At 62.9% G+C, this 26,459-nt stretch carries 23 protein-coding genes and 4 tRNA genes; 13 read left to right on the forward strand and 14 right to left on the reverse strand.

What is annotated here, in order from left to right:
- Positions 1 to 290: 290 nt before the first annotated feature.
- Positions 291 to 1,259, forward strand: coding sequence for a helix-turn-helix transcriptional regulator (locus tag RCO31_RS02030; RefSeq protein ID WP_308966522.1), 969 nt, complete (start codon positions 291 to 293; stop codon positions 1,257 to 1,259).
- A 72-nt stretch (positions 1,260 to 1,331) separates the two neighbouring features.
- On the opposite strand, the gene RCO31_RS02035 is transcribed toward RCO31_RS02030, so the two are convergent.
- Positions 1,332 to 1,407 (reverse strand) — tRNA-Trp (locus RCO31_RS02035).
- A gap of 194 nt (positions 1,408 to 1,601) precedes the next feature.
- On the opposite strand from RCO31_RS02035, the gene RCO31_RS02040 reads away from it, so the two are divergent.
- The 3 genes from RCO31_RS02040 (at position 1,602) to RCO31_RS02050 (ending at position 5,814) form a co-directional block, all read left to right on the forward strand.
- Complete coding sequence (locus RCO31_RS02040; protein ID WP_308966523.1) at positions 1,602 to 3,077, forward strand: caspase family protein; 1,476 nt, start codon at positions 1,602 to 1,604, stop codon at positions 3,075 to 3,077.
- A 399-nt stretch (positions 3,078 to 3,476) separates the two neighbouring features.
- A complete protein-coding gene (locus RCO31_RS02045; protein ID WP_308966524.1) occupies positions 3,477 to 4,721 on the forward strand; it encodes a serine hydrolase domain-containing protein in 1,245 nt (414 codons plus the stop codon).
- 112 nt (positions 4,722 to 4,833) lie between these two features.
- Positions 4,834 to 5,814: an alpha/beta hydrolase gene (locus RCO31_RS02050; RefSeq protein WP_308966525.1), complete on the forward strand. Its 981-nt coding sequence runs from the start codon at positions 4,834 to 4,836 to the stop codon at positions 5,812 to 5,814.
- Positions 5,815 to 5,965: 151 nt separating this feature from the next.
- Here RCO31_RS02050 and RCO31_RS02055 read toward each other — a convergent pair whose 3' ends face one another.
- Together RCO31_RS02055 and RCO31_RS02060 are read right to left on the reverse strand one after the other, a co-directional pair.
- Positions 5,966 to 6,736 (reverse strand): SDR family oxidoreductase, encoded by a 771-nt coding sequence (locus RCO31_RS02055; RefSeq protein ID WP_308966526.1) that lies wholly within the window; start codon positions 6,734 to 6,736, stop codon positions 5,966 to 5,968.
- A 121-nt stretch (positions 6,737 to 6,857) separates the two neighbouring features.
- Positions 6,858 to 7,562 (reverse strand): histidine phosphatase family protein, encoded by a 705-nt coding sequence (locus tag RCO31_RS02060; RefSeq protein ID WP_308966528.1) that lies wholly within the window; start codon positions 7,560 to 7,562, stop codon positions 6,858 to 6,860.
- Positions 7,563 to 7,710: 148 nt separating this feature from the next.
- On the opposite strand from RCO31_RS02060, the gene RCO31_RS02065 reads away from it, so the two are divergent.
- On the forward strand, positions 7,711 to 8,502 hold the full coding sequence (locus tag RCO31_RS02065; protein WP_308966529.1) for an SDR family oxidoreductase: 792 nt from the start codon (positions 7,711 to 7,713) through the stop codon (positions 8,500 to 8,502).
- A gap of 175 nt (positions 8,503 to 8,677) precedes the next feature.
- Here the strand turns inward: RCO31_RS02065 and RCO31_RS02070 are convergent, their stop codons facing one another.
- Complete coding sequence (locus RCO31_RS02070) at positions 8,678 to 9,757, reverse strand: phosphotransferase family protein (protein ID WP_308966531.1); 1,080 nt, start codon at positions 9,755 to 9,757, stop codon at positions 8,678 to 8,680.
- A 17-nt stretch (positions 9,758 to 9,774) separates the two neighbouring features.
- Positions 9,775 to 11,022: an acyl-CoA dehydrogenase family protein gene (locus RCO31_RS02075; protein WP_308966532.1), complete on the reverse strand. Its 1,248-nt coding sequence runs from the start codon at positions 11,020 to 11,022 to the stop codon at positions 9,775 to 9,777.
- 255 nt (positions 11,023 to 11,277) lie between these two features.
- Between RCO31_RS02075 and RCO31_RS02080 the strand changes: the two genes are divergently transcribed.
- Complete coding sequence (locus tag RCO31_RS02080) at positions 11,278 to 12,444, forward strand: MFS transporter (RefSeq protein ID WP_308966533.1); 1,167 nt, start codon at positions 11,278 to 11,280, stop codon at positions 12,442 to 12,444.
- A gap of 54 nt (positions 12,445 to 12,498) precedes the next feature.
- Here RCO31_RS02080 and RCO31_RS02085 read toward each other — a convergent pair.
- The 5 genes from RCO31_RS02085 to RCO31_RS02105 form a co-directional block, all read right to left on the reverse strand.
- Positions 12,499 to 12,572 (reverse strand) — tRNA-Gly (locus RCO31_RS02085).
- Between the two features lie 114 nt (positions 12,573 to 12,686).
- Positions 12,687 to 13,448 carry an ABC transporter ATP-binding protein gene (locus RCO31_RS02090; protein ID WP_308966534.1) on the reverse strand — a complete coding sequence of 254 codons (762 nt, stop codon included), beginning with the start codon at positions 13,446 to 13,448 and terminating at the stop codon, positions 12,687 to 12,689.
- A 10-nt stretch (positions 13,449 to 13,458) separates the two neighbouring features.
- Positions 13,459 to 14,478: an iron ABC transporter permease gene (locus tag RCO31_RS02095; protein WP_308966535.1), complete on the reverse strand. Its 1,020-nt coding sequence runs from the start codon at positions 14,476 to 14,478 to the stop codon at positions 13,459 to 13,461.
- The gene (locus RCO31_RS02100; RefSeq protein ID WP_308966536.1) at positions 14,475 to 15,503 is read right to left on the reverse strand and encodes an iron ABC transporter substrate-binding protein; all 1,029 of its coding nucleotides are present in this window, start codon (positions 15,501 to 15,503) and stop codon (positions 14,475 to 14,477) included. The genes RCO31_RS02095 and RCO31_RS02100 overlap by 4 nt, the downstream gene beginning before the upstream one ends.
- A 129-nt stretch (positions 15,504 to 15,632) precedes the next feature.
- Positions 15,633 to 16,856 (reverse strand): MFS transporter, encoded by a 1,224-nt coding sequence (locus tag RCO31_RS02105; RefSeq protein ID WP_308966537.1) that lies wholly within the window; start codon positions 16,854 to 16,856, stop codon positions 15,633 to 15,635.
- A 156-nt stretch (positions 16,857 to 17,012) separates the two neighbouring features.
- Between RCO31_RS02105 and RCO31_RS02110 the strand changes: the two genes are divergently transcribed.
- On the forward strand, positions 17,013 to 17,960 hold the full coding sequence (locus RCO31_RS02110) for a LysR substrate-binding domain-containing protein (RefSeq protein ID WP_308966538.1): 948 nt from the start codon (positions 17,013 to 17,015) through the stop codon (positions 17,958 to 17,960).
- A 198-nt stretch (positions 17,961 to 18,158) separates the two neighbouring features.
- Positions 18,159 to 18,244: transfer RNA gene (locus tag RCO31_RS02115), tRNA-Tyr, on the forward strand.
- 48 nt (positions 18,245 to 18,292) lie between these two features.
- Here the strand turns inward: RCO31_RS02115 and RCO31_RS02120 are convergent.
- Positions 18,293 to 18,688: a RidA family protein gene (locus tag RCO31_RS02120; RefSeq protein WP_308966674.1), complete on the reverse strand. Its 396-nt coding sequence runs from the start codon at positions 18,686 to 18,688 to the stop codon at positions 18,293 to 18,295.
- A 143-nt stretch (positions 18,689 to 18,831) separates the two neighbouring features.
- On the opposite strand from RCO31_RS02120, the gene RCO31_RS02125 reads away from it, so the two are divergent.
- The 3 genes from RCO31_RS02125 (at position 18,832) to rlmB (ending at position 22,212) form a co-directional block, all read left to right on the forward strand.
- Positions 18,832 to 19,773: a LysR family transcriptional regulator gene (locus RCO31_RS02125; protein ID WP_308966539.1), complete on the forward strand. Its 942-nt coding sequence runs from the start codon at positions 18,832 to 18,834 to the stop codon at positions 19,771 to 19,773.
- Positions 19,774 to 19,917: 144 nt separating this feature from the next.
- A complete protein-coding gene (locus RCO31_RS02130) occupies positions 19,918 to 21,408 on the forward strand; it encodes an MFS transporter (RefSeq protein WP_308966540.1) in 1,491 nt (496 codons plus the stop codon).
- Positions 21,409 to 21,411: 3 nt separating this feature from the next.
- Positions 21,412 to 22,212 (forward strand): 23S rRNA (guanosine(2251)-2'-O)-methyltransferase RlmB, encoded by an 801-nt coding sequence (gene rlmB, locus RCO31_RS02135; RefSeq protein ID WP_308966541.1) that lies wholly within the window; start codon positions 21,412 to 21,414, stop codon positions 22,210 to 22,212.
- Positions 22,213 to 22,327: 115 nt separating this feature from the next.
- Here the strand turns inward: rlmB and RCO31_RS02140 are convergent, their stop codons facing one another.
- The 3 genes from RCO31_RS02140 to RCO31_RS02150 all read right to left on the reverse strand — a co-directional run bounded on the left by RCO31_RS02140 (position 22,328) and on the right by RCO31_RS02150 (position 24,161).
- On the reverse strand, positions 22,328 to 22,870 hold the full coding sequence (locus tag RCO31_RS02140) for an SMI1/KNR4 family protein (protein ID WP_308966542.1): 543 nt from the start codon (positions 22,868 to 22,870) through the stop codon (positions 22,328 to 22,330).
- A gap of 180 nt (positions 22,871 to 23,050) precedes the next feature.
- Positions 23,051 to 23,602: a hypothetical protein gene (locus RCO31_RS02145; RefSeq protein ID WP_308966543.1), complete on the reverse strand. Its 552-nt coding sequence runs from the start codon at positions 23,600 to 23,602 to the stop codon at positions 23,051 to 23,053.
- Positions 23,603 to 23,702: 100 nt separating this feature from the next.
- Entirely contained in the window at positions 23,703 to 24,161 is a 459-nt protein-coding gene (locus RCO31_RS02150) for a hypothetical protein (RefSeq protein WP_308966544.1), read from the reverse strand.
- Positions 24,162 to 24,422: 261 nt separating this feature from the next.
- Between RCO31_RS02150 and RCO31_RS02155 the strand changes: the two genes are divergently transcribed.
- Together RCO31_RS02155 and RCO31_RS02160 are read left to right on the forward strand one after the other, a co-directional pair.
- Positions 24,423 to 24,497 (forward strand) — tRNA-Thr (locus RCO31_RS02155).
- Positions 24,498 to 24,901: 404 nt separating this feature from the next.
- Positions 24,902 to 26,413: an MBOAT family O-acyltransferase gene (locus tag RCO31_RS02160; protein ID WP_308966545.1), complete on the forward strand. Its 1,512-nt coding sequence runs from the start codon at positions 24,902 to 24,904 to the stop codon at positions 26,411 to 26,413.
- Positions 26,414 to 26,459: the final 46 nt, after the last annotated feature.

The raw sequence follows: 26,459 nt of genomic DNA on the forward strand, positions 1-26,459 counted from the left end.
GCGGAAACCGGTGTTTACGACCATCGGATCGGGCGTGATCGTATGACCTCCCATCTTGTTGCAACTTGCGTCACCTCGAATTCCAGCTTGGCTCACGCTAGTGGCGCCGGGAGGCAGCGGCCAATGGCGAAAAACGAACAGATGATGCGAGAAGCGAACTCGCATGGCTTCCGCTAGCCATTGCACAAAGTCGCCGATTGCGATTCGCCCCCGAGCGCGATTCAACTTTTCTGCTGAAACTTTTCTCGATCATTGCGCGTTAAAGGTGCGGGACTGGAGGAACGCTCGCGATGGCGACGGAGACTTCCGACGTCGCGAGGTGGCGGCCCTCGCACGAAGAGTTCTGGCGAGAGGGCATCAGGCGGATGCTCCCGTCGCTCGACCTCGCCATGCCGCTCCGTCACAGACTTCATGCCGAAGCATCAACGTGGTCAGCGTCGGGAGTCCACATCACACGCATGATCCTGTCTGGTGTGCTCACGTCAGGCACGCGGTGCGTTGTGGCTGACGGCGCCGACGAGGTCGCGCTCCACATTGTCAGTAATGCGGATATCTCGAGCCCTGCGCATCTCGGGCACGAACCCGTCATTCTCAACGGCGAAGCTGTGCCCACGTGGAACGCGGAGGCGCACTCGATGGTGTGGGTGGCACCGACACGCGCGACGGCGCTTCGGGTGTCACGCAAACTGCTGGCCGACGTCATACCCGACCTGGACGACCAGCTGGCACGCCCAAACCTGATACTGAGAGACAACGAGGCCCTGCGGCTCTTGATCACTCACGTCGACTCGCTATTAGGCAGCGTGTTGTCGAAACCCGATCTCCAGCGTCTTGCGGCCTCGCACGTTCGCGATCTCGTCGCCGCGACACTCGGCGCCGCCCGCGATACGGCGTCCCTCGCCAAAGAAGGCGACATCCGCGCCGCGCGCCTGCACGCCATCAAGGCCGACATCACGGAACGACTAAGCAACCACGATCTCTCCGTCACCTCCGTCGCCGCGCGCCAGCAGGTCACTCCGCGTTACGTGCAGACGTTGTTCGAGCGGGAGGGCACTACATTGTCGGCGTTCGTTCGCGCGCAACGTCTCGCCCGCGCGTACGACCTGCTGGCGGATCCACGGAACGCCAACCGGCCCATCAACATCGTGGCGGGCGAAGTCGGCTTCAGCGATCGTTCGCATTTCAATCGGACGTTCCGGCAACGCTACGGCGTTGCGCCCTCGGACGTACGGACCACGGCGCGGCGGAAAGAGCGATAACGCCCCTGCCAAATGCGGGTATCCAAAGTCATTCAGATACGCAAACGATTGAAATGATTGGCGGGAGTGGAATGGCAGGAGTGGCAGGGCTCGAACCTGCGACCCCCGGTTTTGGAGACCGGTGCTCTACCAATTGAGCTACACTCCTACTGAATCGTCTCTATAGCGAAGCCGTTTGCTCGCGTCACGTCCTGTTTTAGGGCGAATTTCGGCCCCGCGCTCGGCCACCGAGTTCCGGGACCGCGAAGCTGAGCTCCTGAACCTCATGCCGGAGTTCACCGACCAATAAAGTCGGGGCGGTTGATGGGCCGATTTGCCTGTGTGCCACAGGTAACAGAACGGATGAGGACCCCGGGCTATCGATCCGGTAGTAGAACGCCAGCCGCCCGGCTGGCCCAACTGTCTGGTGACGTCATGCGCACAATCGTCCTAGTCCTGGCCGCGCTCCTCGCCCTCGCCTTCGGACATGATGCGGCACTCGCAGAAAAGCGCATCGCGCTGGTGATCGGTAACTCCGCCTACCAGAACGCACCCAGGCTTTCGAATCCGTCTAGGGATGCTGCCGCGATCGGCGACATGCTGCGCAAGGCCAGTTTCGAGGTGGTCGAGAGCATTCGCGACGCCAACAACCAGGATATGCGCCGGGCCTTGCGCGAATTCTCGGACAAGTCGCAGAACGCGGACATGGCCGTGGTCTATTTTGCCGGCCATGGCATCGAGGTCGACGGGCAGAACTATCTGATCCCGACCGACGCCGTGTTGCAGCGAGACCGCGATGTCTATGATGAAGCGATATCGCTCGAGCGCATCCTGCAGACGGTCGAGGAAGCCAAGACACTGCGTCTCGTCATTCTCGACGCCTGCCGCGACAACCCGTTCGCGAGATCAATGAAGCGCGTGTCGGCGCTGCGCTCGCTCAATCGCGGCCTGATCGCCGTCGAACCGATGAAGGCCAACACGCTCATCGCCTATGCGGCAAAGGGCGGATCGGTGGCTGAAGACGGCGACGGCGAGAACAGCCCGTTCGCCACGGCGCTGCTGAAGCACCTGCCGACTCCGGGCCTGGACCTGCGCCAGGCGTTCGGCCTCGTGCGCGACGATGTGATGAAGGCGACCGACAACAAGCAGGAGCCGTTCGTGTATGGCTCGCTGGGTGGAGCAACGGTCGCGCTGGTGCAGACGGCCTCGCTCATCACAACCGCTGCACCCGAGACGCCCGCTGCGGCCCAGCCTGCGGCAGCCGCCAATCCTGCGGCTGAGATCCGGCGCGACTACGAGTCCGCCGAACGTGTCGGCACCAAGGAAGCATGGGAGTCGTTCCTGAGGAGGAATACAGCCGGCTTCTACGCCGACCTGGCCCGCGCACAGCTTTCCAAGCTGAATGCCGAGCAGGCTTCTACGAGCGCCGCCGAGAAAGCGAAGAAGGCCGCCGAAGAGACGGCGCGCCTGGCCAAGGAAGGTGCGACAGCCACCGAACAGGCGAAGGCCGCTGCCGACGCCAAGGCTGCGCAGAAGGCCAAGATTGACGCGGAGAATGCCAAGAAGCGCGAGCAGGCGCGGGTCGCCGCCGCCGAACGCAAGAAGCGCAGGGAAGAAGCGCGGATCGCTGCGCAGTCCAAGGCCGTATCCCTTCCCAACCCGATTGGGCGAGCCGGTTCGACTGAGCCGCAAGCAAGGGCGGTGAGATCGACACCAAGGCTCGATCGCGCATCGCTGTGGGCACGTTGCGATGCGCTGGTGGCACGCGGCGCCCGCGATGACGATATTGCCCGCCCGGGTCGGATCGAATTCTGCGTCAACAACGGCGGCAGATACTGATCGACCATCGCCGCGAGGCTGAACGCTCCGTTACCCTTCGATTGCCAGCTCCGCCTCTCACCGCATGTCGTCCCGGCCAAGCGTAGCGCCGAGCCGGGACCCATAACCACCGACGCCGATTTGTATTCGTCACGTTCACCACGCAGCTTCGACTCGGCACGCAAGCGTTACGCAAGAAGGTCACAAACGCACGTCGTCTCATGAAGACAGGGGATATAGGTCCCGGCTCGGCGCTACGCTTGGCCGGGACGACGACGGAGGCGCCTTATGTCTGTGCGCATCGCTGTCAGAGCGAAACGTGCCTGTTCAAAACTCTCAATCTGCGCCAAGCTGCGATGATCTTTCGCGGTTCAGACCGCATTCCGGAACAGCAAATCAAGAACGATCGGGAGGACATCAATGCCTGCGCGTGCGACCGCCAAAAAGGCTGCAGCTCCGAAGAAAAATGGCCTTCAGACGCCGCCCCTGCCGAAAGGCAAGCCTGAGAGCCTCGGCCTCTCGTCCGCACGGTTGAAGGGCCTGTCGGATGCGATCCGCCGCGAGGTCGACAAGGGCACGCTGCCGGGCGCCGTCGTCATGGTGGGTCGCAAGGGCAAGGTCGCTCATTTCGACGCCATCGGCCGGCAGGGTCCGTCGTCCGACGCGAAGATGCGGCCAGACTCGGTGTTCCGCATCTTCTCGATGACGAAGCCGATCGTCTCGGTGGCCATCATGCAGCTGGTCGAAGACGGCAAGCTTCTCATCAACGATCCACTGTCGAAGTACATTCCATCCTTTGCCAAAACCCAGGTCGGCGAGGTGCGCGACGGCAAGATTCATCTCGTGCCGATGAAGCGCGAGATCACCATTCAGGATCTTCTGAGCCACACCAGCGGCATCTCTTACGAGATCACCGGCCCCGGCCCGATCCAGTCGCTTTATACCGAGGCGAAGATCTATCGCCGCAACATGAGCAACGAAGAACACGCGGAAGTCATCGCCGGGCTGCCATTGATCTGCCAGCCGGGCGCCGAGTGGAACTACAGCCGCTCGACGGACATTCTTGGCCGAGTGGTCGAAGTCGTCTCCGGCAAGACGCTCAGCAGCTATCTGACCGATCACATCCTCGCGCCGCTGCAGATGACCGACAGCGGCTTCCATATCGAGGAGGAGCGCGCACACGACAGGCTTGCCGAGCCGTTTGCGAATGACCCGTGGACCGGCAACAAGGTCGTCTATTTCTCGATGACGCAGAAGCCGATTTCCGAATCCGGCGGCGGCGGCATGGTGTCAACCGCGCCGGATTATGCGCGCTTTGCACAGATGCTCGCTAATGGCGGTTCGTTGAACGGCGAACGCATCATCGGCCGCAAGACGCTGGAGTTGATGACATCGAACCACCTCGGCAGCGACGTGAAGATCGCAACGACGCACATTCCGCCCGGGCACGGCTTCGGTCTTGGCTTCGCCGTTCGCCTCGAGAAGGGCATGGCGCCCTATCCCGGCTCGGTCGGTCAGTACTTCTGGGGTGGCGCGGCCGGCACCCAGTTCTGGGTGGATCCGGCTGAAAATCTCTGGGCGGTGCTGATGGTGCAGGCGCCGGGCCAGCGCGAATACGTGCGCGTGCTGTTTCGCAATCTCGTCTATGCAGCGGTCGAGGGCTGAACGCACCGTTCCTGCTTAGCTCCCATTCCGGTTCAGGGACCGCCGTAGCTTTACAGAGCTATTGGCGGCCCCTATTCACGTTCAGGAGCTGACGGAACAGGTGCACACACGGATGAACAAGGTTGAGACCATCGTCGACGACCGGCGGCATCTGCTCGCGCCGTTTCACGGCGAAAGGCCGCCTGCTCCGCAGTGGTTCGACGAGGCCATAGCCGACGCGCCCGAACGAACTTTCACCGATGTGCGCGGCGCACAGATCGAGACACTTGCCTGGGGCGAGCGCGGCAAGCCCGGCCTGTTGTTCGTGCATGGCAACGGCGCTTGCGCCGACTGGTGGAGTTTCATTGCGCCGTTCTTTGCGGAGACCCATCGGGTCGCTGCTTTCTCCATGTCAGGCATGGGGGGCTCCGGCTGGCGCGACCGGTACAGCTACGATCTCTATGTCGATGAGGCGTTCGCCGTTGCCGAGGTGACTGGCTTGTTCGCATCGCCGGCGAAACCTGTCATCATTGGCCATTCGTTCGGTGCTTTCATCACATCTGGAATTGTCGGACGCGCCGGCGCCCGTGTCGGCGGCGCGATGTTGCTCGACGGCCCTTTTCTCGGATCCGCCGCGCGCAAGCGGCAGCGCGAGATGCGGGGAGCGCCGCGCCCGAAACGAGTCTACGATACGCTCGAACAGGCGCTCGCACGCTTCCGCTTCTCACCAGACCAGGATTGCGAGAACCTATTTATCGCCGACTGGATTGCGCGCGTGTCGCTGCGAAAGGTCCGCCGTAGCGACGATACGATCGGCTGGACCTGGCGCTTCGACCCCACGCGCTTCACGGGATTCCTGCACGGATATCCGGCGAACGATCTCTCGATGGCGCAATGTCCGATCGCGGTGATCGGCGGCTCGCGTTCGGGCTTCGTGACAGAGCGGCGCATGGACGAGCTTGCGCCGTACCTCCCGAAGGGCGCGCCGTTCGTCGTCATCCCGGATTCCGACCATCACATCATGGCCGACCAGCCAATGGCGCTCGTCGCTGCAATCCGCATGCAGCTTGCCAATTGGGGATCGGCCGTCATTGCGAGGCACAGCCGTTCGTAAGAACGGCGTCGCTTCGCTCGCCTATAGCCGTTCGTAAGAACGGCGTCGCTTCGCTCGCCTATGGCGACGAGGCAATCCAGCGCGGCATTTGCAGCAGATTCAGACTGGATTGCTTCGCTTCGCTCGCAATGACGGCGTTGCTTCGCTTGGACTAGCTGATCGTTCCGCCACCATCGATGACGATGCTCTGGCCGTTGACGAATGCGCCGGCCTTCGAGGCGAGAAACACCGCGCCGCCGGCGATCTCGTCGGGCTGGCCGATGCGCCGCATCGGCGAGCGCGCTTCGGTCGTCTTCAGCGTCTCCGGATTGTCCCACAGCGCCTTGGCGAAGTCGGTCTTGATCAGGCCGGGCGCGATGCAGTTCACACGGATGTTGTGCTGACCGTATTCGACCGCGAGATTGCGTGCGAGCTGCAGGTCGGCAGCCTTCGAGATGCCGTAGGCGCCGATGGTCGCCGACCCCTTGTAGCCACCGACCGAGGAAATGATGATGATCGATCCATCCTTGCGCTCGATCATCTGCGGCACGGCGTAGGAGATCAGCCAGTTGTTGGCGATGATGTTGTTCTCGAGGATCTTGCGGAACTGGTCGTCACTGATGCCGGCGAGCGGCCCGTAGTAAGGATTCGACGCCGCGTTGCAGACCAGCACGTCGACCTTGCCGAAAGTCTTGGTCGCTTGGTCGACCAGGTTCTTCAATTCGTCCTTGGAGGAAATGTTGGCCGGGATCGACACCGCCGTGCCGGCGCCGTGGCGCTCGTTGATCACCTTCGTTACCTCTTCGCAGGCCGGCAGCTTGCGCGACGATACGACGACCTTTGCGCCGTGTTCGGCAAAGCGTTCGGCGATGGCGCGGCCGATGCCGCGCGACGAGCCGGTGACCACCGCGACCTTGCCGGACATATCGAACAGACTTGGCATGCAACCCTCCCTTTGGACTCTAGGTTCGCGCTCGCCCGCGCGTTCTTGATGACGCGAAGCTTAAGCAGGCTTTCCCGTTTCCGGCAACCTGCGGCAAGAACGGCGCGCGGGCAGCGGCCCGTCAGGCGAGTTTCGTGATCTCCGGCCCTGCCGGCTGATGCATCGCCGGATGATCGCCGCCGGCGAGCCATGGCTGATGATTGACCATGCCGATACGCCAGCCGTCGTCACCGTTCAGCGTCAGATAGTCGAGCCGCGTCAGCGAGCAGTTTTCGACCGCGAACGAGAGGCCGCCCTGCGGACCGAGACCGAGCGCCAGCGCGATCGCCGCCTTGATGACGCCCCCATGCGCCACGGCGACGATGTCGGAGCCCGGATGCGCCTCATTGAATTTCTTGATGCCGTTGCCGACGCGCGCATAGAGATCGAGAAAGCTTTCGCCGTTGGGCGTCCTTTCATCGGCCGGCCCGAACCAGTGACTGCCAAGCTGCACTGGCCGGCTCGCATAAAATGCCGTGCGGTCCCTGCCCTGCCAATCGCCGAGGTTCTGCTCTGCGAAATCGGGCTCTTGTTGCATCGATGCGGGTTTCGGGAAACCGGCTTGCCAGATCGCTGCGGCCGTCTGATGCGTGCGCTTCAGATTGCTCGAACACCAGATCGCGCCCTTAGGCAGCGTGCGCGCCAAGCCCTGGAACACCACCGTATCACTGCAATCACAGCCGAGATCGGATTGTCCGTAAATACGTCCCCCGTCTTCGCGCACCGGCGCGTGGCGAACCCACCACCAGCGTGTGATCTCCGGATGGGCACTGGACGCATTGGACATGGAACAAGCCCTTCAATATTGTTTCGTGTTATTAGCTACGTCAGTGTGACTTGAGCTTCAAGACGCCTTGAGCCTCAAGGTGCTTTGGCGCATGCATCTCACGCCAAAAACGTGACACGTGAAAAACGTGACATATGGGAGGACAAAAATGGGCCGTCTCGAAGGCAAATCGGTCGTGATCACGGGCGCAGGTTCGGGCATCGGGCGCGCCGCGTCGCTGATGTTCACAAAAGAAGGCGCGAAGCTGATCGCCGTCGACAAGACCGATGCCGTCGACGAGACCGTCAATCTGGTGCGCGCGGCCGGCGGCACGGCCGAGGCGATCAAGGGCGACGCAGGACTAGAGCAGGACGTCGCGAGCTTCATTGGCAAGGCCGTGTCAGCCTATGGCAAGCTCGATGCGATCTGGGCCAACGCCGGCGTTTCCGGCGGCTGGGTGCCGCTGCACGACCAGACCGTCGAGCATTGGCAGGAAATTTTGCGCGTCAACCTGATCGGCCCGTTTCTCGCCATCAAACACGCATCCGCGCAGATGATGAAGCAAGGCCACGGCGGCTCGATCATCTGCACGGCATCGGTGGCAGGCCTGAAAGCCAACGCCGGCGGTACCCCCTATAGCGCCAGCAAGGCCGGCGTCGTCAGCCTGGTGCAAACGTCGTCATACTCCCTGACCGGCACAGGCATTCGCGTCAACGCAGTGTGCCCCGGACTGATCGAAACCGGGATGACGCGCGCGACCTTCGAGAGGGCCCGCGAGCGTGGTACCGAAAACAAGATCGGCCAGATCAATCCGACGCAGCGCGGCGGCAAGCCGCACGAAATCGCTGCGATGGGTCTGTTCCTTGCGAGTGACGAGGCGTCCTACGTCAACGGCCAGGCCTTCCCGGTCGATGGCGGGCTCACGGCGTCGATGCCGTTTGCCGGCAAGTTGAGGACGTGAGGGAGCAGCAACGAACTGTAGCCCGGGTAGAGCGAAGCGCAGCCCGGGGCACCTTCTCAGAATAGCGAATGACTGAAGACCTGTCGCCCGGATGAGCGCAAGCGACATCCGAGGTTGCTTCGCGGAGAGTCAGACCCCGGGGTCGCTTCGCTCGCCCGGGCTACGGATTCGCCCCTTATGCCGCGCCCGCCTTCACCGCATACTCCCACGAGGACTTCGCCAGCGGCACGACGCGCGCTGCACTTTCAGATGCGCGCGCCGACGCAGCGGTACCGTCGCGGATGCGACCGGCGATGCCTTGCAGAATGCAGGTGAGACGGAACAGATTATAAGAGAAATACCAGTTCAGGTCCGGAATGCCGGGACGCCCAGTCGCCTTGCAGTAGATCTCGATCGCCTCTTCCAGCGTCGGAATGTTCAACGCGGAAAGATCCGCGCCAACGAGCCCGGTACGGCCACCGCCAGAGGACATGATCCACTGCATCAACAGGTAGGAGAAATCCGCCAGCGGATCGCCCAGCGTCGACAGCTCCCAGTCGAGAACCGCGACGACCTGCGACGTGTCGGGCGCAAAGATCATGTTGTCGAGCCGGTAGTCGCCGTGCACGACCGACACGCGTTCCTGCTGCGGCACCGTCTTCGGCAGCCACTCGATCAACCGCTCGACCTCGTCGACCTTTTCGGTCTCGGAGGCGCGATACTGCTTCGTCCAGCGGTCGACCTGGCGCGCAAAATAGTTGCCGGGGCGGCCGTAGTCGGCAAGTCCGATCTTCGCGGGGTCGTAGCTGTGCAGTTTCGCGAGCGTCATGATCTCCGCCTCGAAGATCGGCCTGCGATCTTCACGCGAAACGTCCGGCAGCGTCTGATCCCAGAACACCCGTCCCTCGACCATCTGCATGACATAGAACGCGGCGCCGATCACGCTGTCGTCGACGCAGAGGCCGTAGGTCCTGGCGGCTGGAAACCCTTGCGCATGCAGCGCCGTGATGACGCGATACTCGCGGTCGACGGCGTGCGCCGACGGCAGCAGCTTGCCGAACGGCTTGCGGCGCATCACATAGGCACGCCCCGGCGTATCGAGCCGGTACGTCGGATTCGACTGGCCGCCCTTGAACTGGCTGACCTTCAACGGGCCTGAATAGCCCTCCACATGCTCGCGCATCCACTTGTCGAGGTTGGCCTCGTTGAAACGATGGCGCTCTTCGACCTCCTTGGTGCCCGAGAACTCGGAATCGCGGCTTGCGGCTTGCGCCATGATGCCCAACCTTCTTCTTAGCGGGTCTTCATCGGCGTGAAGTTGCCGTGGCGGGCGATTTCCATGCGCGCGATTGAGCGGTTGTGCACCTCGTCGGGACCGTCAACCAGACGCAGCGTCCGCGACTGAGCATACATACGCGCAAGACCGGGGTCTTCGGTAACGCCGGCGCCGCCGAACGCCTGGATCGCGTCATCGACGATCTTCAACAGCATCTTCGGCACGGCGACCTTGATCATCGCGATCTCGAGCTGCGCCGCCTTGTTGCCGACCTTGTCCATCATGTCGGCTGCCTTCAACACCATCAGCCGATTGATCTCGATGTTGGTGCGGGCTTCGGCGATGCGCTGCTCCCAGATCGAGTGCTGGACGATGTACTTGCCGAATGCGACACGCTCGGACAGGCGCTTGACCATCTTCTCCAGCGCGACCTCGGCGCGGCCGATCGCGCGCATGCAGTGATGGATACGGCCCGGACCGAGACGCCCTTGCGCGATCTCGAAGCCCCGCCCCTCGCCGAGCAGAAGGTTTTCGCGCGGCACCCGCACGTCCTTGAGCAAGATCTGGGCGTGACCGTGCGGTGCGTCGTCGTAGCCGAACACCGGCAGCATGCGCTCGATGGTGATGCCTGGCGTGTCCATCGGCACCAGGATCTGCGACTGCTGCTGATGACGCGGATTATTTGGATCGGTCTTGCCCATCAGGATCGCGATCTTGCAGCGCGGGTCGCCCGCGCCGGACGAGAACCACTTGCGGCCGTTGATTTTGTAGTAGTCGCCGTCGCGCTCGATACGGGTTTCGATGTTGGTCGCGTCGGAGGACGCGACCGCCGGCTCGGTCATCAGGAACGCCGAGCGGATCTCGCCGTCCATCAGCGGCCGCAGCCACTTGCGCTTCTGCTCCTTGGAGCCGTAGCGCAAAAACACTTCCATGTTGCCTGTGTCAGGCGCCGAGCAGTTGAACACCTCCGACGCCCAGCTGATGCGGCCCATCTGTTCGGACAGAAGGGCGTATTCGAGGTTGGTCAGGCCCGCGCCATGAAACTCGTCGTCCTCATGGTCGTTCGGCGGCATGAACATGTTCCACAGGCCCTCGGCGCGCGCCTTCTTCTTCAGCTCTTCGAGGACGGGAACGACCTTCCAGCGGGTATCGCCTTCATTCATTTGCTGCCGATAGGTCGGCACGGCCGGTTCGACATGCTTTTGCATGAAGTTCACGACCCGATCGAGCCAATGGCGCTGGCGTTCCGACATATCGAAGTTCATGGGCGATTCCTCACGCTTGTGTTTCTACGGCTTCGATCATTTCTATACATCGCGGCCAAGTGGGGGCAAGCCGCTTTGAGGAACCCTCAACCCGCGCAAATCGCAATGCAAGATGCGGCAATGCCGCAATCCCGGCCCCTGCCCTGGAGTCGACGTCTGCGGAATTCTCAGCCAATCCGGCGACGGAAGCTGTCCTCGTCTGATGATTGCAAAAAGGGCTTCACAACCCACGGGTATAGAGTCATTGAACATCCGATGCTCTATCCCCTCGCGGCTGCGGCGCGCGGCCGCTGGGCCGTAGCGACCATGTTCCTGGTCAATGGCTTCCTTGTCGGGAGCTGGGCGCCGCAGATCCCATCAGTCCTGACTCGACTTGAGATCACCGAATCCACGCTCGGCCTGCTCATCCTCTGCTTCGGCCTTGGGGCACTGTCGTCCATGCCATGGAGCGGCTACCTGATGGCGAAGCATGGCACGCGGAACGTCCTGCGCTTCTTCGCCTCCATTGCGACGCTCGGCCTGCTGGCAGTAGCGCTGGCGCCGAACGTTTGGCTCGCGGCCGTCGCGCTGGGATTGTTCGGCGGCATGATCGGCACCATGGACGTCGCCATGAACGCCAATGCGGTCGTGGTTGAGCGAAAGCTGACGCGCGCCATCATGTCGTCGTCGCACGGCTTCTGGAGTCTCGGCGGTTTTGCCGGCGGCGGTGCGGGTGGCATCATCATTCAAAATTTCGGACATCTGCAGCACGCCGCGCTGGTGACGGTCATCGCGATCGCCGCAGTCGCCTGCGCGCTCCCGCATCTGATCGCTGAGGACCGCCCCGTCGCCCACGAGCACGCGAAATTCGCGCTGCCGCGCACCGCAATCGTCTATCTGATCGGGCTGATCGCGCTGTGCGTCATGGTTCCGGAGGGCGCAGTGCTCGATTGGGCTGCACTCTACCTGCAGCAGGAGCTTGGCAGCGATCTCGCCATCGCCGGCTTCGCCTTCGCCGGTTTCTCCGGCACCATGGCAACCATGCGCTTCCTCGGCGACGGCGTGCGCAGCCGCTTTGGCGCCGTCCAGACGTTTCGGATATCAGGCGTGATCGCGGCGGCAAGCATGTTGGCAGCCGCGCTTTCTCCATGGCCATGGCTGGCGATCGCCGCCTTCGCCTGCTGCGGGCTCGGCATCGCCAATATGGTGCCGATCGCGTTTTCGGCCGGTGGCAACCAGTCAGGAATGGCGTCGGGCACGGGCATGGCGATCGTCACCACCATGGGCTACTCGGGCATACTGCTGGCGCCATCGGCGATCGGCTTCGCCGCCGAGCGGACAGGCTTTGGCCCGGTTTTCATAGCATTGTCGGGCTTGCTGTTTGTTGTCTGCCTGATGGCACCCCTCGTGCGGGCCGCCGATCTTCCCAAGATTTCGAGTTGATTGGGAAGTCTGCTGTCATTTCAGCACGCTACAGACAAAAGCGGCCGAAGAAACTGGAGCGGGTGAAGGGAATCGAACCCTCGTATTCAGCTTGGAAGGCTGCTGCTCTACCATTGAGCTACACCCGCGCGAACCCAGATATGCAACGCCTTATGCCGCTTTGCAACGCCGCCGACGCTGGCCGCGCCAATTTCCGGGGGCCTCATTTCCGGCTTTGTTCTCCCTCTCGCCGGTTGAGCGGTTCACGCGGGCAGGAATGCGGTGTCCGCCTCGTTCCCGACACATGTAACGGGCGCGCCGTACAGCGCCTGCAACGACGCCCTTGTGATGACGTTGCCGGGCGCACCTTCAGCCTTCAGGATTCCGTCGCCGAGCAAGGCCGCTCGATCGGCGTAGCGCATCGCCTGATTCGGATCGTGCGTCGTAAACAGCACGCCGAGCCCTTGCGCAGTCAGCGTGCGGATCTGCCGCATCACTTTGCCCTGATTGCCGAAGTCGAGGCTGGCCGTGGGTTCGTCGAGGACGACATATCGCGGCTCCTGCACTAGCGCTCGGGCGATGAGAACAAGCTGCCGCTCGCCGCCCGAGATCATGGTGTACGGCGTGTCGAGGAGGTGCCTCACCCCCAATTCGGCGAGCTTTGCCTCAACGACGACGCGATCCACGGCCGTCGGGCTTGCGAACAGACCGTTGTGGGCGGTGCGCCCCATCAGCACAATATCGCGCACGCTGAAAGCGAACGCGGGTGCATGTCCCTGCGGCACGTAAGCGATCCGCCTCGCCCGCTCGCCGACCGTCATTGCCAGAAGCGAATATCCGTCGATCGACACAGCGCCGGCATGGGGTGGCAGCAAGCCGAGCATCGTCTTCAGCAACGTCGTCTTGCCGCCGCCATTGGGACCAAGGAGAGCGACCGCTTCTCCTGCTTCAACCGCGAGCGACAGGTTGCGACCGATGGTGCGGCCGGGATAGCCGTAGCTGAGTTTTACTGCCGCGAGCGTCATGATCGCTGCCTCATGACCAGCTCCTTCGCGCCGACGTCAGTAGCCATATGAACACGGGCGTACCAATGATGGCGGTCAGGATGCCAAGTGGAACCTCGACCTGCGCCATGCTGCGAGCGAGTGTATCGATTAACAGCAAGTAGCTTGCGCCGAATAGCGCCGCGGTGGGAATGAGCCTGCCGAACTCGGGACCGACGATAAAGCGAGCCAGGTGCGGCACGATCAATCCAACCCAGCCGATGATGCCGGCCGCCGCAACACTCGCGGACGTCACCAGTGTGGCGGCCGCCACGATAGCGATGCGCAAGGCGCCTGTGGCGAGGCCAAGCGCCCTCGCCTCGTCTTCCGGAAGCGACAACACGTTGATCCGCCAGCGCAGCGCAATCAGGATGATCGTGCCGAGCGCGATCGGACCGAACAACGGAAGCAGATCGTTCTTGTCGGTGCCCGCGAGGCTGCCAAGCAACCAGAAGGTCATTGCGGGAAGCTGGTTGTACGGGTCGGCGACGTACTTCAAGAGCCCGACACCTGCACCGAGCAGCGAACCAACCACCACGCCCGTCAGCACCAGCACGAGCGCGATGTCGCCGGAGCGAATCGAGGTGCCGATCAGATAGACCAGCGCCACCGCCAGCAGGCCGCCTGCGAAGGCAAGGCCCTGGATGACGACGATGCCGGCCGAGATGTAGATGCCTGTGATCGCGCCGAGCGCAGCACCCGACGATGCGCCCAGAATATCGGGCGAGACCAGCGGATTACGGAACAAGCCCTGGAATGCGCCGCCGGCGACCGCGAGCGCCGCGCCGCAAAGGATGGCGGCGAGCACACGCGGCCCGCGGATGTTGAAAATGACCGCTTCCGCTGCGGGCGTCAGCGTCGAAGGCTCGCCGCTCAGACGTGACCAAAGCGCGCTGGCGAGGTCCATCAGGCCGACTGGAAAGCGCCCGACGGAGAAGGCAAGCGACACGCCGACAACGAGCAGGCCGAGACCAAGCACCAATCCGCCAGTCGCCCCGAAACGATCGCTCATTCGCGTCCTTCCAGCACGGCGCCGATCTGCGCATCGGTCGGCGTGTGATGATAGAAGCGCGCGTAGAACTCGCGCGTCACTTCGGCCAGATCTTCCGGAAACAGGTTCGGGTAAAGCAGCTTGCCGAGCCAGATCAGGCCCGGCACGCGGTTGACCGACGGCGGAAAATCCACCCAGCCGAAGGGCAGCTTGGGCGAGAGGTGGACCCTCCCTTCGCGCACGGCCTTGACACTCGCCCACGACGGATCGCCGCGGACGTTACGCGCAAAGTTCTGATCGATGGTGATGATCACCTCCGGATCCCACGCCAGCACCTGTTCGATGGAAACTGTGGCAAGCCCACCGCGTGTCTGCCCGGCGACATTGACAGCGCCCATGAACTCGACGGTCTCGACGTTGATGGAACCACCAAGTCCGGTTTCGAGCCCGCGCGGGCCGCGAGCATAGTACACCCTCGGCCGTCGTTCGGCCGCAACACTCGTAATCCGCGATCGACACGTACGCACGACATCCTCACAGAAGCGCGCAAGATCCTCCCCACGCGCCGGCTCGCCGACGAGTTGCCCATGGAGCCGGTAACTCTCGGCAATCTTGTCGAATCGACCATCGAGCAATGCATAGGCAATGCCGGTCTGTGCCTGCACACGATCAGCCGTTTCGACAAAGGTGCGCGCGGTCGAGCCGATATCGAGAATGAGGTCAGGCTTCAGCTGAAGGAGCACTTCTAGGCTCGTGGTGTTGCCACGCCCCGTCAATCGTCCAAGCTCCGGCCGCGCTCCGATCTCAGGATCGAGATACGCAAGCTCAGCCTGTCGGTTGGCCCGCGGCCAGCCCAGAAGCGTCTGAGGCTGCAATGTGTAATGTGCGATGGCTGCAGGTGGACCGGCCGGGAATACGCGATCGATGCGGGCCGGCACGTTGATCATCCGCCCGGCCGCGTCTGCGATGGTCAGTGCACGCGCGACACGGGGTGACGCCAATACGGCGGCAGATACGACCAGAAGCTTGCGGCGCGTCAACCTCATGGGGCCCTCGGAGCAATCCTAATCGAGGGCGCGGTATGAGGTAAGATGGGCGGGCTGCGATATGGCGGGATGCACGGCCGGCTTGTCGGCGCCGCCCGATGATCGCGGAGCGGGGTGTTCTTCTCGTTGTCACTGCCGCAGCGACGGCACGACCAGGAATGGCATCATCCCTAACAGAAGGTTTACCAGGGCAAAGACGATCATCAGGTCGTAGTTGCCGGTCCAGTCGTGAATAAGGCCGCCGCTCCAGGACCCGAAGGCGGCGCCGAGCCCGCTGCCCAGCGAGATCGCGCCGAAGATCGTACCGACGCGCTCACCGCGGAAGATCGTCATGGCGGTTGCTGAAATCAGCGGACCACGCGAACCGATCGTGCTGCCGAAGCAGATGATGAAGCCGGCGAGCAACCAGATGCTTGGATAGGCGCGCAAGAGCCACAACATGATGATCCCGGTCACCGAGAGACCATAGGCGAACAGGATGGCACGACGCCGGCCGAGCAACCCGTCAAGCAAGCTGACGCTCACCATCCCAGCCGCAAGCGCTACACCGCTGAAACCCCACGCGGTTGCCGCCTGCAACGGCGGAAAGCCTGCTTCGACGAGATAGGCGACAACCTGCGCAGCAATGCAGTACATACCGACGCCCGTGAAGAAATACGTGCTGAACAGCGCCCAGAAGGCGTGATGGCACATGGCCGAGCTGAGCTTCCACTCCGCGCCGGCTTGGTCCGACGGTGCCGCAATGGCTCCGCTCGCACCGGCTGCGAGGCGACGCCAAGGCAGCACGAGCAGCGGGACAGCAAGACCAAGCATGACAACGCCGATCAAGCGATAAGCGCCGCGCCATCCATAAGCGTCGATCAGCACCTGCGACAGCGGAAGCCCGATGAGCGTGCCGATGCCGGTCGCGGCGAAGACGACCGCCATGGCCATTGGCAGCCGCGGGCCAAACCAGCGGCCGAGCAGCAACGAGCTTGCGACCGTCCCGAGGCAGGCGGCGCCGAATCCGGCAGCAAGGCCGACGCAGAGCTGAAGTTGCCACAGCGCCTGTGCATACGCGGCCGCCGAGAAGCCACCACCCACGAGCAACAGCCCGAAGGCATATACAGCGCGCGGTCCCAAAAGGTCGAAGAGCCTGCCGACCAGCGGCGACGCCAGCCCTGCCGACAGGGCCGCAAGCGAATAGATCGAAACGACCTCAGCTCGATCCCAACCGAACTCCGCCGAGATTGGCAGCAGGAAAACCGGAAAGATCTCATTGGCGCTTCGCCCCAGCATGGACAATGCGAAGCAGATGCCGAGCACGACGAAGGCCATGCGCGGCTTCAGCATTAGGCCTTGGCGTGACGACATCAGGCCCCTTACGAGTGTTGGCTGCACGTTTGACAGCATTTCGGGACCTTGAACGAGGCGCAAGAGAAACCGCATCCGTCTCAGGTGAGCCGCATTCATCCGAAATGTTGGCCATCGCCCGCCAGGCGACGTAGATTGAAAGACTAGGACCTATCTATGAAGCGTGCACCGCCGAACCGAAGGACAGCCACCCCGCGCATTGCGGCGGCGACGCTCAGACCGGCACAGCTTCTGGCGCTACAGGCCTTCGACGTCGCGGTCCGGCTGGGCAGCTTCAAGGAAGCTGCGGATGTGCTCAACCTCAGCCCATCGGCCGTGAGCCACCGCATCCGCAACCTTGAAGAAGAGACGGGCGTCGCATTGTTCGTGCGCAATCACCGGGCCATCGAGCCGACCACCGAGGGCCGCAGGCTTGCCGGAGCGACCGGGCGAGCGTTTGCCGAACTCGCGCGAGTCGACTTGCCGGCTGGCCGCACGCCGGGCCGGCAGCGCCTGAAGCTGAAGGTGTTTCCGCTGTTCGCCTCCGCCTGGCTGATCCCGCGCCTGGCCAGCTTCGTTGCGAAGCATCCGGACATCGATCTTGCGATCGAGACCTCGATGCACAACGTCGACTTCAACGTGGAGGCTTTCGACGCGGGCATCAGCGTCAGCAACGGCTCGTTCGCTGGACTGGACGCGTTGCATCTGGCTCCCTTGAGGGCGACGCCGGTCGCCACGCCTGCACTGGCGCGCCGCCTGAAGCTGCGGGAACCTCGCGATCTCGGCCGCGCGGTGCTGATCCATGTCACGCCATTCCCTGGAGCGTGGCCGCAATGGCTGAAGCGGGCGGGCGTGGCGAAGCTCAAGCCCGCCCGCTCGATTGCCGTCGACAACTACGTCGCAGCCATTCAGGCAGCTGAGCAAGGCGCGGGCATCGCACTTGGCATGGAGCCGTTCATCGCGGCGCGCGAACGACAGGGCGCGATCTGCCGTCTGTTTCCGATCGTGTCTTCGGCCGGAAGCTATTGGCTGGTGCATCCGCCGCCGGCGCGGCGCAATCGCGCGCTCGAAGTGTTCAAACACTGGCTCCTGGCCGAACTCGGCGATCTGCATGACGCGCGCTGACATCACGCGCGGCATGCATATCTATCGAGACGGCGTCCGCGGGATCCCCAACCCCTGCCGGTTTCCATTGACTTCCGGCCGGGGGGTGCCCATAAACCGCCCGCCGCAAATAGCGTGGGTCGCCCTGCGCAGGGCCTTGTGTTCCGCATCCGCGCACAATCCGGTCCTGACCGCGCCAATCCCGACCTTGGCGGCTCCGGGGGAGTGTCCCGAGTGGCAAAGGGAGCTGACTGTAAATCAGCCGCCTCATGGCTTCGCAGGTTCGAGTCCTGCCTCCCCCACCAGCCTTCGCTGGCTTTGCCAGATACGGCTCGGCAAGCCGGCAGCGCCTCTCAACGTTGAGGGATGCGCGCAATGACCTTGATCTCGAAGTCGAAGCCGGCCAGCCAGTTCACCCCCACTGCGGTCCAGTTCGGATAAGGCGGATCGCCGATTGCCTTGTCGCGGACAGCCATGAAGGTTTCGAATTGGCGCTCCGGATCGGTATGGAAGGTGGTGACGTCCACAACATCCTCGAAGGTGCAACCGGCGACCGCCAGAACGGCATTCAAATTGTCGAAGGCGAGCTGGACCTGGCGCTTGAATTCGGGCTCCGGAGAACCATCCTCGCGGCTACCCACCTGGCCTGACACGAACAGAAGGTCTCCCGAGCGGATCGCCGCCGAATAACGGTGAGCATCGTAAAGCGCATGCCGATCGGCAGGGTAGATTGCATCGCGTTTGGCCATGGTATTGCCCTTTCCTGTGGGTGAGACGCCTCGTGTCTTGCGGCCGCAAGCCGCCACATCGACCGCGCTGACAGGACATAAACCGGCGGCATTACGCACATTAGACATTGAAATTGACACGGACTGATGCAAAATACCCATCAATGCCGCGTCCGTCGCTCAACGATCTTGCCGCTTTCATAGCCGTTGCCACGCACCGCAGCTTCCGCCGCGCAGCGGACGAGATCGGGACAGCGCCCTCCACCCTGAGCCATACAATGCGTGCGCTCGAGGAACGCATGGGGATGCGTCTTCTGAACCGCACCACGCGCAGCGTCTCGCCGACGGAAGCCGGCTTCCAGTTGCTCGCCCGCCTTCAGCCCGCGCTCACGTCGCTGGACGAGGCACTCGAAAGCGTTGCAGCGTTCCGGGGCTCTGTTGCGGGAACGGTCCGCATCAACGCACCACGATTGCCGGCCGCGCTTCTCGTCCGAGACGTTCTTCCTCAGCTGGCGGAGCGCCATCCGGACTTGACGGTGGACATCGTGGTCGAGGGGCGGCTGATCGACATAGTCTCCGGCGGGTTTGATGCCGGCGTGCGCCTCCTCGCGTCGGTCCCCAAAGATATGATCGCGGTGCCATTTGCGCGCACCCTGGCGTTCATCTGTGTCGTATCGCCGGCCTATCTCGATCGCTTCGGCGAGCCGGCAATGCCGGAGGAATTGCAACGCCACCGTTGCATCGGCCATCGGAGGCCCAGCGGCAAGCTCTACCGATGGGAATTCGAGCGTGCTGGCCAGGAACTGACGATCGATGCGAACGGCCCCCTCGTCCTTGACGATGAGGAGCTGATGGTCGAAGCCGCCATAAAAGGCCTGGGCATCGCCTATGTGGCGGATTGGGCCGCCGAAACGGCCTTGTCGGATGGCCGCCTGCTCAAGGTCCTGACGGCCTGGATGCCTGCTCCGGAGCGAGTTGCGGTCTACTATCCCGGACATCGCGCCGTACCGCCGGCATTGCGGGCTTTTCTTGATGCCGCGAAGGATTTGGAGAAAAAGGGCCTTAACGAGATGGACCAAAGCGGCAGCGCCGCGATCGATCGTTAAGCCGGATCGGCGACACAGACCAAGATGATTGGGAGCGCTTTTCGGACCCGGGCCCGAATGCCTTGACCGGGCCACGGAATCCGGAAATAGCCTCCCTCAAGAACACAGCGCCGAAACTCAAAGAGAATCTCCGCGGAGTTGCAAGTGACCCTCCCGGCCCAATCCGGCGCCGTCGACCAGGCCGCCCCAGCGGCCACGCGATCAGCTCAAAGCCCTGCCCCGCATCCGCCGGACAACCCGACGCTGATTGCGCTGATTGCTGCGGCGGCGCTGTTCATGGAGATCCTGGACGCGACCATTATCTCGCCTGCCATCCCGCAGATGGCGGCGAGCTTCGGAACAACGCCGGTCGCGGTCTCCACCGGCATCTCCTCCTATCTCATCACGGTTGCGATCTTCATTCCGGCCAGCGCCTGGCTTTCGGATCGTTTCGGCGCACGCAACGTATTCGCCTGTGCGATCGCCGTCTTCACCATCGCGTCGGTACTGTGTGGCCTTGCCGAAACCCTGACCCAGTTCACCGCCGCGCGCGTGCTGCAGGGCATCGGCGGCGCGATGATGTCACCGGTCGGCCGCATCGAGGTGATGCGGCGTACCCACCCGACGCAGCTCCTGCGCATGATCGCGTTCGTCACCTGGCCCGGCTTGAGCGCACTGGTGATCGGTCCGCCGCTCGGCGGCCTGCTGACGACATATCTGTCGTGGCGCTGGATCTTCTACATCAACGTGCCGATCGGCATTCTCGGCATCGTCCTGGTGCTGACATTCTTCGACCGGCACCGACCGAGTGCGCGGCGCCGCTTCGATGCGCTCGGGTTCGTGCTCACCGGCGGCGCGCTCGGTGCGCTGATCTTCGGCATTGAGAGCGTCAGTCGCAACGAGTCGCTGGTCGTGGCGCTCGGCATCGTCGGGCTCGGACTTGTGCTCGGGTTTCTGGCCGTCCGCCACGCGCAGCGCCATCCCGCCCCGCTGTTGTCGCTGGCCCCGTTCAAAATACCATCGTTCTCGATCGGCACACTCTGGGGCGGTGGCCTGTTCCGCCTTTCCTCCAACGGCACGATGTTCATATTGCCGATCATGTTCCAGGTGGGCTTCGGCATGACCGCATTTGCAAGTGGTCTCCTGATCGGGGCCTACCTCGCTGGCGACCTTGGCATCAAGGTGGTCGCGAACCGGATCGTGCGCACCTTCGGCTTTCGCAACACGCTGATTGGCGGCACCCTGTTCGTCGCGATTGCGAGCGCCCCGCTGCTCGTCATCGACCCGCAGACCCCCCTCTGGATCCTCGTGCCGCTGCTCGTCGTGGTCGGCGCGAGCCGCTCGATTCAGTTCACGGCGCTGAACTCCCTCGTCTTCGCCGACCTGCGGCCGGACCAGATCTCGAGCGCGTCGGCGCTGAACAGCATGTCATTCCAGGTCTGTGCCGGGATCGGCGTGGGTCTGGCCGCTCTCGTGCTGGCGCTGTCGGCTGCGGCGCGAGGTGCCGCGGACGCGCCGCTCACGATGTTCGACTTCCGCGTCGGTCTCGGCTTCACGCTCACAGTGGTGACAGTGGCAGCGCTTGCGTATATCCGGCTGTCGCCGCATACGGGATCGCACGTCACCGGCCATCGCCTGCCTAAGAAGGACAACTGATCCATGGGCGAGCGCTTCCGCAAGCGAGGGGGAGATTTTCGCTCACGCAAACCGGCGCGCCCGTTCGGCCGGTCGCAGCGCGCATCGACGGATGTCGTCGTTCTGTACGGCTGGCATTCGGTGACGCTGGCACTGGCCAATCCGAAGCGGAAGATTCGCAAGCTGCTGGCGACCGAGAACGCCGCACGTCGGCTCGCCGAGGAGAGCATTGCGCCGCGCGTGAAGCCTGAGATCGTCCGGCCAGACCAGATCGCCGCGCAATTGCCGCCGGACGCGGTGCATCAAGGCCTGCTGGCGGAGGCCGATCCCCTGCCCGCACCGACGATCGACACGCTGGAAACGCAAGGCATGGTGCTGGTGCTGGATCAGATCACCGACCCGCACAATGTCGGCGCCATCCTCCGCTCGGCGGCAGCCTTCGCCGTGAAGGCGATCGTCACGACGGCCCGGCACTCGCCGGAGGTGACCGGCGTGCTCGCCAAGTCGGCGTCGGGCGCGCTGGAGTTCGTGCCGTTCATCACCGTCCAGAATCTCGCCCGCGCCCTGAACGAATTGAAAGAGCGCGGCTTCATGGCAGTGGGACTCGATAGCGCCGGCAGCGAGACCTTGAGCGCGGTCGCCATGACGGAGCCGTTGGCGCTCGTGCTGGGCGCCGAAGGCAAGGGCCTGCGCCAGCTCACCCGCGAAACCTGTGACGTCGTCGCCCGGCTCGACATGCCGGGCGAGATCAAGAGCCTGAACGTCTCGAACGCAGCCGTGCTTGCACTTTACATCGCAGCAAGCAAGCTGGGGTTCGTGAAGTAGTCATCATTGCAGCGGGGCAGCACTGGTAGGCTGGCATCGAGGCGGATAGCCAGCTTCGAATGATTCCGACGCTTCTCAATTTCCCAATCGTGCTTTTGTGTCCGCCGCAGCGCAATTATTCGCTTTTGCGCCACTCCAGCCGCGCAATCAGATCATCGAAAGATTCGGCGATCATATGATAGTCGTCAGGCGTGATGATTTCGTCGTCGTTGTATTTCCCAAGATATCGCTCACCGGCGATCAGAATGGAATTCTTTCGCGGGCCATCCAAGCACAGGAAGTATTTTCCGTTGCTGCATTGGCTTGCGATCGGCAGCAGCTCACCTGGATGATTCCACTCGCGCATGACCCGATAAATGTTTCGCAGATCTCCATATCGCCGCGGATCGCGTAACAGACCGTGCATGAGCTGCAGGTCCCAGAAGCCGTCGGGATTTACCCAAGCCTCGGCAGCCGTGAGCGGTGGTTGCGGCTCAGTGTAAAGACCAAGTTGCCACCCATCCGGGCTATCGAGACGCGGTGGAGGAAATTTTGCAGCATTGTATCGCAAAAGAAATGCACGATAGCGAGGTGGCATCGCGTAACCGATGTCCCGCTCGAACTCTCCAATGTCGTTGTCAGTCAGCTGTTCGCCACTGGATTCGATGAGTACGGACATGGGACAGATTAGTTGTACTGTGTCACAAACTGCTGACGCCAGGAATGAGGCGGTTTTAGAGCCGCAGCATAACGATGTCGCCGGAATTCCCGGCAGGGTTGATCCCCAGCTCGGTCTGTGACGCAGTATGCGACCCCGGAGCCACGGCGTCTCCCCCGGGATCAAGTGCTGCGAGCGCCGTCAGTGATAGCGATGGTGATGCGAGTGACGCGGCGCCCCGTGGTGCCGATAGCTGTGATAACCGCGATGCCGTGGCCCATAGTAGCGCGAATAGCCGTGGTACCGGTGCCGATAAGCGCGGCGATAGCTGTAGACCGTCGGTGCCGTAACCGCCGGCATGCCGTGATAGTGGTGATGGGTCGGATGCGCGTAAGGGCCACCGTCATAGCCGTAGTAGCCGCGCGAATAGCCGCTCCAGCCGCCGACCGCGCGCTGCTGATAGCTGACAGCCGGCGCGAACATGCCCGGACCAGTATAGGTCGGCCCCTGATTGACATAGTAGTACTGCGGCTGAACCCAGTATTGCGGCTGAACCGAGTAGTAGGTGACCGGCGGGGGCAACAGGGAATAGGACCAGCCGACGCCGTAGCCCCAATCGCCGCACGAGCCATAGCCTCCCGACCCGCAACTCGAAATCAAACTCGGGCCGCAGCCTCCGCAACCCGCCATCGCGGGGGCGGACACCGCCGCCACCGCCATCGCGGCTGCAAGACCAATCAGATATCGACGCATTGTGCTCTCCTGTTACGCAACTCTTGACGCTGCTCGTTCTCGTTTGACGCTTCTTGAATTCTTCGCTTCTGTTTGCCGCCCAGAACCCATCACGGATGAATCAGCGCCGGGATGGGATTTGAGGTTGGAGCTGCTGTCCGCGCGCCCGAAGCTCCGGCGAGTAGATGATCTGCGGCGGGTCGGCCGGCACTGGTGTTGGCGGCTCGTAGCCGCGCGGCGACTCCGTCGACCACGACCGGTAATAAGGAGCGGCACCTGGCAGAACGCGCGGCGGTGTGTTGATCTCGTGACGACCATAGCCAGGGCGGCGTCCAGTGCGCGGATAGTAATGACCTGCTGGACGCGGCATGCCCGCAGGCCAGCCGCCGTAGACCGTCGGCTGAACGTGAATTCCCTTGCCGAGGCCCCAGTCGCCTTCGACCACCGCGAACGAGGCATCGATGCCGTCGATGACAATCGGCACACCAGCCCGAGACGGAATGACGACCACTGGGCCTGTATCGGCCAAGGCTGCGACCGTCATACCTGTCAGAAATGCAAGCCCAAACGCCATCCGCATCTGTTGTCGCCCCGGAACTCGCCGCGACTGTAGTTCAATGGACACGGTCGGGGGTAAAAAGTGGCCGCAAATGTGGCGGTAAGCCTAACGCGTAAGCATTGGGATCATTCGACTTCGCAAGCGCGCGTAAACCAGCCCGTTAACGAAGATGGAAGTTCGCGCGCATGCGCTCAGCGAGAAAGACTGCGTTTTGCGCAGGCTTTAATTTCGTTAACTGTGACCTTGTCGGACGGCGGCGGCGCTGCTAGCTGTTCGGCCACAGCCGGAATAGCTCAGCGGTAGAGCAGCGGTTTTGTAAACCGAAGGTCGGGGGTTCAATCCCCTCTTCCGGCACCACGCCTGGCCTTCGGCTACGCGTGGCGCGCCAAGCAAATGGCTGCGAAGCCTGAACACCGCACTCATATCCCAGAAGCAACCGATCGCCGACGCGACCTCATTGCCTCCTGTCCGAAGCGGACGACACGAACCCACGGATTCTTGCCCGCCGGACTCGCCTGAAGCCGCCGCGGGTCTATAGTAGGCGTCTCGTTCACTGGGGCAGGTGGGCAATGCTCGACATCAAAATCGACGACACTCGCAATTCGCGAATCAACGAAAAATTCCAATCCGCTTTCGGGCGACCGATTGCCCATCGACTCCCTGCTGCCACCAAGCGCCCCCGACTGAGCCGATGACAGCCGCCTCGCCAGCGACCGTCATTGGCGACCGGCTCGTCATGCGGTTGCGGGAGCGATCCATCGATGCTCTTTAATTCGTACGAATTCATTCTCTTCCTGCCGCTTGCTCTAGCGGCTCACTTTCTTGCGGCCCGATGGAGCATCTCGGCGGCCGTCGCGACGACGACGATCTCTTCGCTGATATTCTACGCGTGGTGGAAGCCTCCTTTCGTCGTGCTCCCCATCGCGTCGATCGTTTTGAACTATTGGCTGGCCAGTCGAATTCTCGCATCGCCGATTGCCGAGCGCCGTCCCCTCGTTCTTGCCGGCGTCGCCGCAAACGTGCTTGTCCTCGCTTACTTCAAGTACTTCGACTTCATCCTGTCGATCTTTGAACAGCGCAGCGCATCCGTTCCGGACGTGCCGCTCGCCCTGTCCTTCACGACGTTCGTACAGATCGCGTTTCTCGTTGAGCTCGCGCGGCACCCGGAAAAGGTCGCGCCCGCGAAGTACGCCATGTTCGTCGCGTTCTTTCCGCATCTGATTGCGGGACCGATCGTTCGCTGGAGTGAGCTCGGGCCGCAGCTCGACGATCGGGGTCGCTATCGGATCAACTGGGACAATGTGGCTCTGGGATTGACCATCTTTCTGCTGGGCCTCGCCAAGAAGATTCTGCTTGCTGACCAGCTCTCGCCACACGTCTCGCTGGTATTCGATGCGGCCGCCGCCGGCCAGCCGATCGGCGCGGCGGCGGCATGGGGCGCCTCCATCGCCTACTCCCTGCAGCTCTTCTTCGACTTCTCCGCCTATTCGGATATGGCCGTAGGCCTTGGGCTGCTGTTCAATCTTCGGCTGCCCGTGAACTTTGCCGCTCCGTTGCGCTCGACAAGCATTATCGACCTCTGGCGGCGATGGCACATCTCCCTTTCCCGATTCTTGCGCGACTTCATTTACGTTCCGCTCGGCGGCGGAAAGAAGGGAGGCCTGCGACAGTGCGCCAACCTGTTCGTGACGATGCTGATCGGCGGGCTATGGCACGGAGCGAACTGGACCTTCATTGCATGGGGCGCTTTCCATGGCGCGCTGCTTACGCTCAACCACATCTGGCGTCTTTTGCGGGGCCCGGTTCGACCGACGATGATCGGCCGCAGCGTGGGGTGGTTGCTGACTTTCGCAGCTTTTGCGGTGGGCATGACGATGTTTCGGGCCGCGAACATCGAGACCGCCGGATCGCTATTGCAGGCAATGGCCGGCTTTGGCCCGGGCGCCTCTGACGTGAACTTCAATCCGGCGCCCGATTTCTGGTTTCTGCGACAAGGATATGTCTCTGAGGAATTCGTTCGAACCTGGTTCGGCGCGCACTGGAGCATATCCGCAACGTTGCTCACCGCCGCAGCGCTCGCGGTCATGCTGCTTGTCCCGGACACCATGGAGCTGACGAACTATCGCGAGAACGAACCTCATTCCGACTGGAGACGCTCGTATGGCTTGACCTGGACCCCGAGTGCGGCCTGGTGCGCTGGAGCAGTCGTTCTGTTCGCGGTTCTGTTCGCGCGGCTCAACCAGTTCACGGAGTTTCTCTATTATCAGTTCTAGGCAGCCATGATCTCGAAGACATACTCCATCATCGTCGCTGCGGCCT

The organism is Bradyrhizobium sp. LHD-71 (assembly GCF_031157255.1).
Taxonomy (GTDB): Bacteria; Pseudomonadota; Alphaproteobacteria; order Rhizobiales; family Xanthobacteraceae; genus P52-10.

Excerpts from the sequence above, each read along its gene's own strand:
- RCO31_RS02030 (WP_308966522.1), top strand. The coding sequence starts at position 291 with ATGGCGACGGAGACTTCCGACGTCGCGAGGTGGCGGCCCTCGCACGAA.
- RCO31_RS02040 (WP_308966523.1), top strand. The coding sequence starts at position 1,602 with ATGAGGACCCCGGGCTATCGATCCGGTAGTAGAACGCCAGCCGCCCGG.
- RCO31_RS02045 (WP_308966524.1), top strand. The coding sequence starts at position 3,477 with ATGCCTGCGCGTGCGACCGCCAAAAAGGCTGCAGCTCCGAAGAAAAAT.
- RCO31_RS02050 (WP_308966525.1), top strand. The coding sequence starts at position 4,834 with ATGAACAAGGTTGAGACCATCGTCGACGACCGGCGGCATCTGCTCGCG.
- RCO31_RS02055 (WP_308966526.1), bottom strand. The coding sequence starts at position 6,736 with ATGCCAAGTCTGTTCGATATGTCCGGCAAGGTCGCGGTGGTCACCGGC.
- RCO31_RS02060 (WP_308966528.1), bottom strand. The coding sequence starts at position 7,562 with ATGTCCAATGCGTCCAGTGCCCATCCGGAGATCACACGCTGGTGGTGG.
- RCO31_RS02065 (WP_308966529.1), top strand. The coding sequence starts at position 7,711 with ATGGGCCGTCTCGAAGGCAAATCGGTCGTGATCACGGGCGCAGGTTCG.
- RCO31_RS02070 (WP_308966531.1), bottom strand. The coding sequence starts at position 9,757 with ATGGCGCAAGCCGCAAGCCGCGATTCCGAGTTCTCGGGCACCAAGGAG.
- RCO31_RS02075 (WP_308966532.1), bottom strand. The coding sequence starts at position 11,022 with ATGAACTTCGATATGTCGGAACGCCAGCGCCATTGGCTCGATCGGGTC.
- RCO31_RS02080 (WP_308966533.1), top strand. The coding sequence starts at position 11,278 with ATGCTCTATCCCCTCGCGGCTGCGGCGCGCGGCCGCTGGGCCGTAGCG.
- RCO31_RS02090 (WP_308966534.1), bottom strand. The coding sequence starts at position 13,448 with ATGACGCTCGCGGCAGTAAAACTCAGCTACGGCTATCCCGGCCGCACC.
- RCO31_RS02095 (WP_308966535.1), bottom strand. The coding sequence starts at position 14,478 with ATGAGCGATCGTTTCGGGGCGACTGGCGGATTGGTGCTTGGTCTCGGC.
- RCO31_RS02100 (WP_308966536.1), bottom strand. The coding sequence starts at position 15,503 with ATGAGGTTGACGCGCCGCAAGCTTCTGGTCGTATCTGCCGCCGTATTG.
- RCO31_RS02105 (WP_308966537.1), bottom strand. The coding sequence starts at position 16,856 with ATGTCGTCACGCCAAGGCCTAATGCTGAAGCCGCGCATGGCCTTCGTC.
- RCO31_RS02110 (WP_308966538.1), top strand. The coding sequence starts at position 17,013 with ATGAAGCGTGCACCGCCGAACCGAAGGACAGCCACCCCGCGCATTGCG.
- RCO31_RS02120 (WP_308966674.1), bottom strand. The coding sequence starts at position 18,688 with ATGGCCAAACGCGATGCAATCTACCCTGCCGATCGGCATGCGCTTTAC.
- RCO31_RS02125 (WP_308966539.1), top strand. The coding sequence starts at position 18,832 with ATGCCGCGTCCGTCGCTCAACGATCTTGCCGCTTTCATAGCCGTTGCC.
- rlmB (WP_308966541.1), top strand. The coding sequence starts at position 21,412 with ATGGGCGAGCGCTTCCGCAAGCGAGGGGGAGATTTTCGCTCACGCAAA.
- RCO31_RS02140 (WP_308966542.1), bottom strand. The coding sequence starts at position 22,870 with ATGTCCGTACTCATCGAATCCAGTGGCGAACAGCTGACTGACAACGAC.
- RCO31_RS02145 (WP_308966543.1), bottom strand. The coding sequence starts at position 23,602 with ATGCGTCGATATCTGATTGGTCTTGCAGCCGCGATGGCGGTGGCGGCG.
- RCO31_RS02150 (WP_308966544.1), bottom strand. The coding sequence starts at position 24,161 with ATGCGGATGGCGTTTGGGCTTGCATTTCTGACAGGTATGACGGTCGCA.
- RCO31_RS02160 (WP_308966545.1), top strand. The coding sequence starts at position 24,902 with ATGCTCTTTAATTCGTACGAATTCATTCTCTTCCTGCCGCTTGCTCTA.